At 32.9% G+C, this 13315-nt stretch carries 14 protein-coding genes; 13 read left to right on the plus strand and 1 reads right to left on the minus strand.

The features are described 5' to 3' along the window. The first annotated feature begins 706 nt into the window (after positions 1 to 706). A complete protein-coding gene (locus tag IPO86_00650; GenBank protein MBK9726603.1) occupies positions 707 to 1102 on the plus strand; it encodes a DUF1801 domain-containing protein in 396 nt (131 codons plus the stop codon). A 10-nt stretch (positions 1103 to 1112) separates the two neighbouring features. Further along, a complete protein-coding gene (locus tag IPO86_00655; GenBank protein ID MBK9726604.1) occupies positions 1113 to 1571 on the plus strand; it encodes an SRPBCC domain-containing protein in 459 nt (152 codons plus the stop codon). A 611-nt stretch (positions 1572 to 2182) separates the two neighbouring features. Here the strand turns inward: IPO86_00655 and IPO86_00660 are convergent. Beyond that, complete coding sequence (locus IPO86_00660) at positions 2183 to 2692, minus strand: hypothetical protein (GenBank protein MBK9726605.1); 510 nt, start codon at positions 2690 to 2692, stop codon at positions 2183 to 2185. Between the two features lie 334 nt (positions 2693 to 3026). Between IPO86_00660 and IPO86_00665 the strand changes: the two genes are divergently transcribed. The 11 genes from IPO86_00665 to IPO86_00715 all read left to right on the plus strand — a co-directional run bounded on the left by IPO86_00665 (position 3027) and on the right by IPO86_00715 (position 13289). Then, positions 3027 to 3497 carry a DUF1801 domain-containing protein gene (locus IPO86_00665; GenBank protein MBK9726606.1) on the plus strand — a complete coding sequence of 157 codons (471 nt, stop codon included), beginning with the start codon at positions 3027 to 3029 and terminating at the stop codon, positions 3495 to 3497. 470 nt (positions 3498 to 3967) lie between these two features. Then, positions 3968 to 4324 carry a nuclear transport factor 2 family protein gene (locus IPO86_00670; protein ID MBK9726607.1) on the plus strand — a complete coding sequence of 119 codons (357 nt, stop codon included), beginning with the start codon at positions 3968 to 3970 and terminating at the stop codon, positions 4322 to 4324. 1061 nt (positions 4325 to 5385) lie between these two features. Then, entirely contained in the window at positions 5386 to 5871 is a 486-nt protein-coding gene (locus IPO86_00675; GenBank protein ID MBK9726608.1) for an RNA polymerase sigma factor, read from the plus strand. A 37-nt stretch (positions 5872 to 5908) separates the two neighbouring features. Continuing rightward, positions 5909 to 6160 (plus strand): hypothetical protein, encoded by a 252-nt coding sequence (locus IPO86_00680; protein MBK9726609.1) that lies wholly within the window; start codon positions 5909 to 5911, stop codon positions 6158 to 6160. Beyond that, entirely contained in the window at positions 6160 to 6612 is a 453-nt protein-coding gene (locus IPO86_00685) for a hypothetical protein (GenBank protein MBK9726610.1), read from the plus strand. The genes IPO86_00680 and IPO86_00685 overlap by 1 nt, the downstream gene beginning before the upstream one ends. Further along, positions 6609 to 7298 carry a hypothetical protein gene (locus tag IPO86_00690; GenBank protein ID MBK9726611.1) on the plus strand — a complete coding sequence of 230 codons (690 nt, stop codon included), beginning with the start codon at positions 6609 to 6611 and terminating at the stop codon, positions 7296 to 7298. Before IPO86_00685 ends, IPO86_00690 begins: the two co-directional genes overlap by 4 nt. Continuing rightward, positions 7295 to 8329 (plus strand): c-type cytochrome, encoded by a 1035-nt coding sequence (locus IPO86_00695; GenBank protein MBK9726612.1) that lies wholly within the window; start codon positions 7295 to 7297, stop codon positions 8327 to 8329. Before IPO86_00690 ends, IPO86_00695 begins: the two co-directional genes overlap by 4 nt. Before the next feature lie 48 nt (positions 8330 to 8377). Next, positions 8378 to 9754 (plus strand): YHYH protein, encoded by a 1377-nt coding sequence (locus IPO86_00700; GenBank protein ID MBK9726613.1) that lies wholly within the window; start codon positions 8378 to 8380, stop codon positions 9752 to 9754. Positions 9755 to 9850: 96 nt separating this feature from the next. Beyond that, entirely contained in the window at positions 9851 to 11503 is a 1653-nt protein-coding gene (locus IPO86_00705) for an aryl-sulfate sulfotransferase (protein ID MBK9726614.1), read from the plus strand. Positions 11504 to 12010: 507 nt separating this feature from the next. After that, a complete protein-coding gene (locus IPO86_00710) occupies positions 12011 to 12595 on the plus strand; it encodes a hypothetical protein (protein ID MBK9726615.1) in 585 nt (194 codons plus the stop codon). Positions 12596 to 12827: 232 nt separating this feature from the next. Next, positions 12828 to 13289, plus strand: a complete 462-nt coding sequence (locus tag IPO86_00715; GenBank protein MBK9726616.1) for a PaaI family thioesterase — start codon at positions 12828 to 12830, stop codon at positions 13287 to 13289. The last annotated feature ends 26 nt before the right edge of the window (positions 13290 to 13315 follow it).

A 13315-nucleotide genomic window follows, 5' to 3' on the forward strand; every position in this document is an offset into this window, starting at 1 on the left:
CTCTATTATCTATTACTACCAATTATATTTGTTTTACGCTGCATGAATCCTCGAATCTAAATAGGATTATTTAATTTTATGTGACCGATTGAAAATTTCAGTTTTTTTTAGACTATATTAGGGTTGTTGCACCAAAGATACAGCTGCATTTTGGGCTTCTGATTGAATTTTTTAAGCTTGCAATTTAACTTTTGTAGTCGTACTGTAAGCTCATTTTAGGACTCAATATGAATTGCAAACCCATTTCAGCATGAATTCATTAAAACTGTAAACCCCGCCTGCAGTCGGGCAGGTTTTTTTAGGACGAGTCAGTTTTTCTGCCAGCCTATAAAATACTTCAATTTTTTTTCCCCTTTTACTAAAAAGCAAAAATAACCCACCTACTTTCTAACCACCAAATGAGCCCCCCTTTCACAGTGCCCTCCCTTGACAATTTAATGCAAATTCGACGCGACAAAACCATTGACAGTAAGAAGGTCATCATGCAACATGGGGATTAATGAAATGGAGGGTTCTGTGGTTAATTATACATAGACAAGTTGTCGATATTTTTTACAACATTCCAGCCGCTATTGATGACAAACATAAATTAATTATGCATGTTATTAAAAATTAATTTTTTAATTTTGGCTGATAATTGTTTTGCGGTTCAGTGTCTATGGCAAATCCGTCGAGACTATGTTATTCGACCACAACGAAAATCAAAATGAACGAAGAAATTAAATCATACAATAACCAACAGGAGCCAAAAGACAAAGAAATTTGCGACCTACTTGCAACGACAATTAGAAACGAATTGACCGAAGCAGAGAATAAAATTTGGCACGCTCACCCTGTTTGGTTTTTAGACGACAACCCAACAGTCGGATATAGTAAACAGAAAAAGGGAATAAGACTGATGTTTTGGAGCGGTGCGGACTTTGACGAAAAAAACCTAAACGTTAAAGGACAGAAATTTAAGGACGCTTCAATTTTTTATAACAGTATGACAGAAGTAAACACAAAAGACCTAATTCGTTGGCTTAAAAAATCAAGAGAAATTCAGTGGGACTATAAAAACATTATAAAAAGAAAAGGAAAACTCGAAAAGTTAAAACAATAATCAAAAATTTATGAATAAATTAAAATTTAACGTAAGTATTAATGCACCTGTAAATAAAGTCTATGATATTATGCTGGGCATTAACAAAAAATCAACTTATGAGCAATGGACTGCTTTGTTCAATCCGACATCTACCTATGATGGCAATTGGAATAAAGGCAGTAAAATGCTATTCATAGGAACCGATGAGAAGGGAGAAAAAGGTGGAATGGTTTCAGAGATAGTTGACAATATTCCCAACTGTTTTATTTCAATTCGTCATTACGGACTGGTACAAGCAAATGTAGAAATCACTGATGGACCAGAAGTTGAAAAGTGGGCAAACGGATTTGAAAATTATACTTTTGAAGAAAACAATGGGACTACAATCGTTACTGTTGACTTAGACACCACAGAAGATTTTTTGGAATATATGAACCAGACCTACCCAAAAGCACTCGACAAGTTGAAAGAAATATGTGAAAAATAGAATCACACAAAAATCTAACAATGACGAATAAAGAAACATAGCCTATAACAGCTAGAAGAAAGACAGTCCACTGGTTAAAAGAAGCTTTGTACTTCGTATCAAGTTAAGATCATCCTACAATTTTAGATACAAAGAAATCAGCGTATTAAATTCTCTTCCTGGCTGTTGGATGAAATTGAAAAAAGATTCGAAATCATTTCAATTTATCCTAAAATTGGATGAGAAAAAGATTTATCAAACTTAAAAATATTACCATTTAATAATAATGGAATAATTCATTAAGAGATCAATGAAGATATATTGATTAAATCAAAATGGGATTTAAGACAAAATCCTTTGACTCGACTAGATAAAAATTGACCCCATATAATAAGGCATAGACTCTCCACCGCCAAACATCTTAAATCCTTTTTTTTAATTTTTTCAGTAATGAATAATTTATTTCTTAGTTTTGGCTGCTAATCGTTTGGCGGTGCAGCTTGAATACTAATGCGTAGCTTGCCACCTTATACAGTTTTCAAACATGATGTTGTGCCTTCATTGTCGCATTTGGTTAAAATCCGTAATTGGCTTGAAAACCAAAATGTTTGGCTTTTTAAATTATTTAATTCTCATTTTATTCGAAATGAAAATCCTGCAGTTGTCAGGCCTTTCTGCGGATGCACCAAAGTGATTTGCTCAAATGATATGATTTCACCTGAACTTATTTCGGCTAAAACTTTCTTGGTTTCCTCTGTAAATTGAGATCCCAAGTTGGCAATTGTTCTGGGTGCCTGTTTCGATTTATTTATAACGAGATTAAATGATTGTATTTCCCATTCACCCGCCCACTCCCGTTGAAATTTTCCATTGCAACGAAATTCGATAGCAGACAATTCAGTGACTTGAGCAACTGTAGCCATGCTTATTTTGGCAATAAATTTTTTAGGTAAGGATTCGCAATTATCTGCATCAATGAAAACATTTAAGTATTTGACTATCTTGATAACTTCGATATTTGTTTCAAGGTCAAAGGTCACGATCGTATCAATTCCAGTATTGAAACCGGTTTCGTATTTTTGGGATGTGCATAAATTAGTAGTTAATATCAATAAAATGAATAGAAGTGATGAGGTTTTCATAAGATATTTAGCTGTTTAAAACTCTAAGTTAACAAAATTTTGAAAAGCAAGGAAAACAAGAATCTTAACATTAAGAAGAAATTCAGGCCACCAGTAAAACGGCATAGACTTTAAACCGCCAAGCATAAAATAGCATTCTCTCCCGCTATGCGGGATCTGTGTTACACAGCAATTTTGAATTTTTTCATTTAGTAAAATTTAATGCTTTATTTTTGGCTTCCGGCAAGAAGCTGGAATGAATGCATACCAAGACCGCTAGCTACAATCCATTGACCATAATTAAGACGAAAAACGCATATTAAAAAAAAGTATATTTGATTAAAACAAAAGCCATATGAAAGCACTAGGTAAAACAGTAAAAGAAATTTTGATCAATCTTCCCGAGGATAGAGCAGAACCTTTTAACAAACTACACGATGTCATTGTGAAAAACCTGCCAAAAGGTTTTGAAGCAGCTATTAGTTATGGTGGATTGGGTTATGTTATTCCGCATACACTTTATCCAGCAGGTTACCATTGTAAACCAAGCGAGCCGTTACCTTTCGCGGGAATTGCTTCCCAAAAAGATTCTATTAATTTTTACCATATGGGTATTTATTCCGATCCCACATTATTGAATTGGTTCGTAACCGAATATCCCAAACACAGCAATCAAAAACTGGACATGGGAAAAAGTTGTGTCCGCTTTAAGAAGTTAAATGAGATTCCCTATAACCTCATTGCTGAATTAATGAAAAAAATGAGTGCTAAGGAATGGATTGAGATGTATGAGAAAAATTATGTACCAAAATCGAAGAAGAAGTAAGTATATTATAGGTCGCAAAAAGAAATGAAATGAAAATTTAAAACAAATATTAAATACTTATCAAAAGAGAAAGTATGTCGTTTTAAATTAATTGGATAGGCAAAACTGAATATGATAAATTAGTTATTATTACAATCCTTAAAGTCACACTGTTTTCTTATGTTGCTGGTAGTTATGTTATTGGACTGCGGACAACAAAAGTTAAAACAACGATCCGATAACAGCAGCGTTGCATTATGGTGGGGAAGGTGCGAATATAAACAGTAGTGAAATTAATAAATAGTTATCCGTTTAGACAGGTTGGTGGATCTAATGCGCCTAATCGCAAATCTGCAAATCCTTCTTTGCCAACAACCCTATGACCGATATATTGGTCGAATAGCATTTTAATTAATGAAATAATAATTTTTAAGAGAACTTTATTTAAACTTAATATTTTAGTTTTACAACTTAATTTTTAAATCTAAAAAATGACAACAACAGAAGTAGCTAACAAATTGGTAGAACTTTGTCGCCAAGGAAAAATTGACGAAGTACAAGAAACATTATTTGCAGACAATGCACAAAGCATTGAGGCTAACGAAATGATGGGACCTAAATTTGTAACAGGTTTGGACGCCATCAAAGAAAAATCAGTTGCTTTTCAAGCAGGAGTAGAAGAGTTTCACAGTGCTACAATCTCAGACCCTATTGTAGCCGGAAATAGCTTTGCTATTACTTGGGCTATGGATGCGACCTTTAAAGGAAGTGGAAGAATGACAATTGAAGAGGTATGTGTTTATCAAGTAAAAGACGGTAAAATAATTTTAGAACAGTTCTTTTACTAATCGCTAACATGACAGGAGAAGTCAAAGAAAGATTTCCGAATCTTTCTTTGACTTATTTGTCTGAATAACAAGTAGAATATTTTACAGAAAATAAGTTAAGTTCTCCTAAACCTAAAAACTAAAAGTACTTGCAAGCAACGTATCATTTGGCATGAACGAATGTATCAAAGCAAGTGCGAGCGCATAACCTTACGCCAAAAATACATAATCATAGCCAAGTTAAACAAATAATGATCAAAAAACTCCAATAAAGGATTTACAAAAAATCTTTCAAATATGCAGTGTTCAGCGAGATCTGATTTTTATTGCATACCCTAATTTTAGGTGTATTAGTATTCATTGGCAACTTCAAAGTTGCTCAACATTTTGATCACCTACAACATTTGTCTAATAAATACAGAAGCGTATCAGCAGTCTCAGTAACTGGTAGAAAGCTAGCATAAATTATTTGAACTAACGTGTCTCACCGCTGCGGGATGAACATTAAAAACACCGCCTTAGCAATTGGAATCTTAGGATATGGAAATGGTTTAGCTGTAATACTAAAAAGTATTCAACTAAAATTCTTTGAACGGACATGACATTAACAATCCTACTATTCATCAACTTTGACCGATTAAATCAAGGACTACCTATAGTAACCAAGAACGCCAGAATGACTTCCTGAGTATAATCAACAAGGCAAGTAAATAGTATAATAATAGGCTGGGCAAAATACATAGAATTGCTATTATTATTGAACCGTTATTAACACATAAAATCCTATTAAAGCCGAACAAGTAGGAAGAGTTTTGAAGCTTTAGCGTCACAACCTTTTCCTTGTATACAGTTTTGTATTTCCAGATACAACCCAAGATAAAATATAAAAGCAAGTTTTTGTAATCCAAAGAAAACAATAAACAGCTCCTAAAATGGTGATATTCACTTTTCAATTGCTGTAAATTAAATTTTTATGAATACATTTAGAAAATAAAATAATATAATGATGACCTTCGCCCTTAAAAAACATCAAATCAAACCCAAAATTGAACTTTGAAGATTTATATAACAAACACAAAAGCATGGTTTATAACCTTGCTTTAAACTATATTCAAAATATTGAAGATGCACAGGAGATTACTCAAGATGTTTTTGTTACAGTTCACCAGTCAATAAATTCTTTTCAAGAAGTATCTTCCTTGTCAACCTGGATGTATCGTATCACCATAAATAAGTGTTTGGACTTTTTGAAAGCTAAGAAACGCAAAAAACGCTTTACTTTTCTCATTTCCCTATTTTCTGACGGCAGCAATGACTTAAAGCACAATCCACCCGATCACAATCATCCGGGTATTCTGTTGGAAGACAAAGAAGCATTAGACAATCTCTTCAAAAAGATAAATGAGTTGCCCGATAATCAAAAAACAGCTTTGATACTTCATAAAATTGAACAAAAGTCACAAGTAGAAGTGGCGGAAATTATGAACCTTAGCCCCAAAGCCTTGGAATCCTTGATACAAAGGGCTAAAACAAATCTTTCAAAAAAAATAAGCAACAGCGAAGGATAATCAAACAAACATCGTCTAACACTTAAAGCAGAATAAAATGGACTTAGATAATTTACGTAAGATTCAAAGAGTAGAAGTTCCTCCATTTCTATTAAGTAAAATTTTGCATAAAATTGAGCAAACAAAAAAAGAACGGATTCCGAAAAATATTTCATTTGCAATGAGCATTATATTTATCCTAATTTTAGTTTTTAATGCCGTTATTCTAATAAACTATCATTCGAATGCAAACACCACCGAAAGCTTTGCAACATCCATAAATTTAATTTCTAACAACTCTTTATACTAATGAACAAAGTTAAAGCATTAAGTATTATTTGCATTGGATTGCTGGCTGCAAATATAATTTTGATTTGGTTTTTGGTTTCCCACAAGCCTCCTCAACACGCTAAAGAAGGACCTAAAAAAGAGATTATTGAAAAACTGGGCTTTGATGAAAATCAAATTAGTGAATATGAAAAATTGATTGCCTGGCATAAAGGTGAAATAAAAAAGTCAAATCAACAAATGATTGAGTTAAAGCATAAACTTTATGAAACATTAACAGCCAATGAAACAGCAACAGGTAAAGATTCACTGCTAACAGAAATTGGAAACTTGCAAATAGTCCTTGAAAATATCCATTATAAACATTTTCAAGACATAAAAAAGCTATGCAAGCCAGAACAACAAAAAGCATTTGACGCATTTACTTTAGAAATCACGAACCTTTTTCCAAGAACCCAAAACAGACAACATTGATAAAGGCCAGTTTATTACTTAGTTTTATGGTATTGGCAAATGCAACAGATGCACAACAGATAAGCACCATACAAATCTCTTTTACTTATGGTTCTAAGGTATTGAGCATGGATGATTCCTTAAATCAATCAAACGATTCTTCTGTTTTGAGAATTACCCAATTAAAATTTTACATTTCTAAAATTAAATTTTTGAATCATGGAAAAGTCGTTATGGAAGAAAATAATAGCTTTCATTTGGTAGATGCCAGCCAAATAAATTCACTTCAAATTTTAATTGACAACAAACAAAATATTCCTTTTGATGAACTAAAATTTAACCTGGGACTAGACAGTACAACCAATGTGTCGGGTGCTCTGGGTGGCGACCTTGACCCCACCAAAGGAATGTATTGGACTTGGCAAAGTGGATATATCAATTTCAAATTAGAAGGAAAAAGCAATGTTTGCAAAACTCGAAACAACGAATTTGCATTTCACTTAGGAGGCTATCAACAACCATATTATGGTTTACAAACTTTATCCTTTCCTTTAAATAATACAAATCGAATCCATTTGAATTTAGATGTCCTTGAAATTATTAAGGAGATTAACTTGACAAAAACAAATCACATCATGTCGCCAAGTGCGGAAGCTGTAATGCTTTCAAAAATTGTAGCCAACGCGTTTACACTTTCAAAAAATTGAAAACTAAATTTATCATATTATCACTGCTATTATTTGCCATCCTTGCATTTCGGGTAGCCAATGATGTGCAGTTTGAAGTGCCTTCTAATTTTCCAAAACCTGTTTATGAATTTTCAAAAAATCCATTATCAGAAAATAAAATTCAATTAGGCAGGGCCTTGTTCTATGACCCTATTTTATCACGGAACAATATGATTTCCTGTGCCAGTTGTCATTCGCAATTTTCAGCTTTCACGCATGTTGATCATGCTTTAAGTCATGGCATTGAAGATAAAATTGGCTTCCGAAATTCGACTGCTTTAATGAATTTGGCTTGGCAAAAGTTATTTATGAGAGATGGAGCCATTAATCATTTAGATGTACAGGCACTTGCACCCATAAGTGATCCCGTTGAGATGGATGAAAACATATCGCATGTTGTTTCCAAATTACAGGCAAGCTATCTTTATCCAAAATTATTTTATAAGGCATTTGGAGATTCCGTAATAACAGGAGAACATACCTTAAAAGCCATTTCTCAATTTATGCTCACTTTGGTTTCAAGCAATTCAAAATATGATAGCGTAATGCGAAAGCAATCCGTATTCACACCACAAGAAAACAATGGCTACGCTTTATTTCAAAAGAATTGCTCATCGTGTCATAGCGAACCGCTTTTTACAAATGATGATTTTAGAAATAATGGATTGTCAGTGGACACAACGCTTAATGATTTTGGAAGATATAGAGTAACAAAAAATCCATCAGACTCTTTAAAGTTTAAAGTACCAACACTGCGTAATATTGAATTTTCATATCCTTATATGCACGATGGAAGGTTCAAAAAACTTTCCCAGGTTTTGAATCACTATACAGATGGAATAGAAAAAATTACAACGATTTCAACTGAATTACAAAAACCAATTGTGCTAAGCTCTAATGAAAAGCTTGACCTCATCGCTTTTCTGCTTACACTTACAGATAAATCTTTTCTTTTTAATCCAAATTATTTCTATCCGAAAGAAATTTTTTCACAAACAGCGAAGGATTGAAAAATAGAAATCGTCTAACTCAAATATAACAATCAAAGCAAAATAAAAATGACAAAAATAATTCTTATTGTATCGCTTCTATTTGGCAGCATTTTGTGCAAGGCACAACTCAATCCTGCAATTACTTCTTTTTTGCAAAACACCACAACAACAGGAACCTATTATGTTAAGGGCAATTCAATTGCACAGTCAAATGGCATTTTGATAAATTGCCAAAGAGTAGCATATTCTGCTGACAATGTGTACATTACTACTACTGGAGTTCCAGCTTATCCTACAGGTCCATTTTTAGATGGTAACCCATCCAATGCTACAAACCAAAACGCTATTTTCAAACTTCCTTTAAATCCTGTTCAAAACACGGGAACACCAACAGCTACCACTGGTGGAAATATTGGGGTGTTTATTAATGGGGTTGCATTATTTGATTATAGAGATGGTGTTGCTTGGAATGCGAACACAAATGCTTTATGTGGTGGACCCGGGAACCCACCTTGCCCTGGAGGAATGGGCACGACACAAAACTGGAACAGAGATGCAATACCTGCTGAAAAAGCTGGATTTGATTGTTCCAAAGCACATCCTGCAATGGGTAATTATCATCATCACCAAAACCCATCTGCTTTTAAATTGGATATAAATGTGATTTCAACAATTTGCAATTTATACGATGCCGATGGCTTATATGCTATCGATAGTACACAACATTCACCACTTATTGGATTTGCTTACGATGGCTTCCCAATTTATGGAGCTTATGGCTATAAAAATGTAGATGGTACAGGCGGAATTGTGAGAATAAAATCAAGTTACAGTTTACGAACAAACATGACTGTAAGGAATACAAATCCTGCTGGCACAATGGTAACGAACGGTGCGCCTATTAATGCAACTTATCCATTGGGATATTTTAGAGAAGACTATCAATATATAGCAACATCTGCTGCTACCCCAGATTATTTAGACGAACACAATGGTCGATTTTGTATAACTCCTGAATATCCAAATGGAATCTATTGTTATTTTGCTACGGTAGATGCCAATTGGAATTCTACATATCCGTATGTTGTAGGACCTACTTTTTATGGTGTATATGCTAACCGAAAAGTTACATCAGTAACAGAAGCTACTACCGTTTATAATTCTATAACTGGTATAGCAAATAATTTAAAAGAAACATTTAATGTAACTATTTTTCCTAACCCTTCCAATGATTTTATTGCTATACAAGTGATGGGTTTGAATAAAGAAAAATTAATTGTTGAATTGTATGATGCAAAAGGAACATTAATACAAAAATCATCCATTAATGCCGGTGCAACGAATACCTACTTAGATACAAGAACATTGTATTCCGGGAATTATTTAGTGAAAATTTCAGGGGTAAATGTGTTGTCCTCAAAACAGTTGGTGATAATCAAATAAGATTTAAAGCAGCAATATTTATAAAAAACTCTTTTGTGACTAAACTCAAAAGAGTTTTTTTATACCGTATCTATCTATCAAAATAAATCATACAAATTGAATACAATTTTACTCCAAATATTTTTTTGCCTAATTCTTATTGGTCAGATTAAAACTCAAACTACCATCGGACTTACACAACACAGCACAGGCAGTTTGGATAATGGATATGTTTTGTTTGCACCGATAGGGAGTAATAACACCTACCTCATTGACAAGTGCGGCAAGCAAGTAAAAACATGGGCGAGCACTTACAAGCCCGGGCAATCTTGTTATATTTTACCAGACGGAACTTTATTGCGTACAGGAAATGCTAATAACAGCACATTTACTGCTGGGGGCAAAGGAGGCATTATTCAAAAAATAGACTGGAATGGAAATGTAACCTGGACTTATTCTGTTTCTGATGCTACGAAATGCCAGCATCATGATATAAAAGCATTGCCAAATGGAAATGTGTTAATAATTGCATGGGAATCTAAAACAAATACACAAGCAATTTCACAAGGAAGAAATCCTGCTTTAGTTCCTGCAACATTATGGAGTGAGCAGATTTTGGAGATACAACCGGTAGGTGCAACTGCTGGAAATGTAGTTTGGGAATGGCATTTATGGGATCATCTTATACAGGATTTTGACAATACAAAACCAAATTATGGAATTGTAAATTCTAATCCGCAATTAATAAACTTGAACTATAAAGCAAGTACAACAAATTCTGATTGGATACACTTAAATTCCATTGACTATAATCCATCATTAGACCAGATACTATTAAGTTCTCATTCCTTTAATGAAGTTTGGATTATTGACCACAGTACCACCAAAACGGAAGCAGCAAGTCATTCTGGCGGCAACTCAGAGAAAGGGGGTGATATATTGTATCGCTGGGGAAATCCAATGACATACAATATTGGCTCCACTAGCCAATTTTTCGGCCAGCATAATGCATTATGGATTGAAAGCGGATTGCCAAACCAAAATCAAATATTGGTTTATAATAATGGTAATGGTAGACCGGGTGGAAATTATTCTACCATTGAAATTATCAATCCACCCGTTACGGGCTATAATTACACTTCCACATTACCCTATTTACCTGCATCCCCTTCCTGGATTTACAACGCTGCAAATCCGAATAATTTATACTCTCAAAACATTTCGGGAGCACAACAATTATCAAATGGAAATATTCTTTTCTGTAGTGGACCCAGTGGAACATTTGTTGAAATTGATTCCATTGGAAATACACTTTGGAAATACATTAACCCTGTTGCCAACTCAGGCATCCTGATTCAAGGAGTGGCACCAACTCAAAATCCTGTTTTTAGGTGCAGTTTTTATCCTGCAACATTCATTGGATTTGCTGGACAAACTTTAACTGCTGGAAACACAATTGAAAATATAAACACAATTTCAGCTACTTGCAATTTATCAACTGGACTTATTAATAATTTAATCAAAGACGAAATTTTAATTTATCCAAATCCCGCCAATTATTATATAAATATTCAAATTCATGAACGAATTTCTGAAAAATTGAATGTTGAATTGTTTGATGTATTTGGTCAGTTAGTTCAGCAAGCTGCAATCAATCCAGGAACCTCCTATTTATGCTTAGATACAAAAACACTTTTCGCTGGAAATTACCTAATAAAAATTATTGGGATGAATGTTCTTAAAACGAAGCATATTATGATTTCTAAATAAACATTACTAAAAATAAAAAGTCAAGCACGAAAAACATACTCTCATAAATGACTATAAGTAAAGCCAAATTACAATTCCAATATGGGCCTGTTATCTAAATGATTCTTTCCTCGGGTGACCCCACGAACCTCAATAAATAAGGGCATAAACCAACATACTTTTCAAACTTTTCTGTTAAAACACGAAATTTAATTTTTCGCTATATTTAGTAAAACCATTCAAATTTTACCAAAATTCATATTTTGGGCAACTTGTTTGTTAGGCTGCTATTTAGTATACGTAAATCGAATATTTAATCCTATTTGTAATAGCTAGATTAGATTATATTGATTTATATATTATTTGAATTATGTTACAGATACTGAGCAATTACAAATACAATTATATCTAAAAGTGGCTGCAATTGATTAAAAAGAATAATTTACAAAAATAAATGCAAAATATAGTATTTTCACATCCTGATATCATTGGTTGTATTAAGACATATATTATATAAATTGATAGAACATGAAAACAAAATTCTTTCTATTGACTTTTCTACTTCTTTTTGCAAGAGGATGTGACTTTTATTCCACAAGTCTTTGGTTTTTTGACAATCCCGGAGGTGAAACGAATCCATTGGCTAGTGTCTTAGGCTTTGGCTGGACAGGGCTCTTGGCTTCCAATGCAATAATTATTAGTTTAATAATTTATGCTTTCTACTATTATTCCTTCAAATATTCAATTCGTAAAGTTTCAACTAAACCAGAAAAAATAACAGACTTTGTTTCAGAATTATATTTTAACGAAAAAGGACGCTTCTTTGAAGTTTTTTATAAATCCCCAAAAAACAAAAAAGCCCTTTTAGCACATTCAGGATATGTATTAATCCGGGGTATAATTATTGCAAGTTTTTTGGCTACATTTCATAACCTGTGTCAATTTTACAATGTACCCATCTACAACTCTTTTAGAGAAATAGTTGGAAGACCAAGGTATGTAATATATGGACTTATGCTGTTATCGTTTTTTTATTTTGCATATAGGATATGGAATAAAGAATATCAGTTAAATAAAACACATTTCAAAATTTTGGATTTAAAAAATGATTAATTGTTAAAGTGGTTTTATAAAATTTTAACGTTTAACACTTCAAGTTGCAAAACGTAAGGCTGTCTATAAAATAAATCATAATATTTTATTCTACAAATTAATTTCTTTAAATTTAATGTAATTTTAGCAAATAAATCATCCAAATGGTATTGAGACTTCAAATACCATAAAGTGAATTGGAAAATTCAATTGAGTATTTATGAAATTAACAGAAATTAGATAAATTTGTAAAATGAACTTTAAACCTTCAGATCCAGATTTTGAAATTAGAGTTAGAGCTAGCTTTAATAAGCAAAAATTCATGGAATTTATATCTGCTAAATTAGTTAAAATTAAACCAGGATATTGCGAAATTCAGATCCCATTTCAACCGGAAATTACGCAACAACATGGTTTTTTTCACGCCGGAATTTTAGGAACCATCGCAGACAATGCCGCAGGTTATGCAGCATTTACATTAATGGATATTAATTCTTCCATATTAACAGTTGAGTTTAAAATAAATCTATTATTGCCAGCTGAAGGTGAAATACTTATTGGCAGGTCAAATGTTTTAAAATATGGTAAAACTTTAACAATTTGTCGATCAGATGTCTATATACTCAAAAATGGAGTGGAGAAACTTTGTGCGGCTTCACAATCAACTTTAATAGAATTGAAAAATAAAATCGATCCTAATGATATTAAAATTTAATTCCTAAGAAATACCAAACTTGGTCA

Source organism: Saprospiraceae bacterium (assembly GCA_016717265.1).
GTDB lineage: Bacteria > Bacteroidota > Bacteroidia > Chitinophagales > Saprospiraceae > Vicinibacter.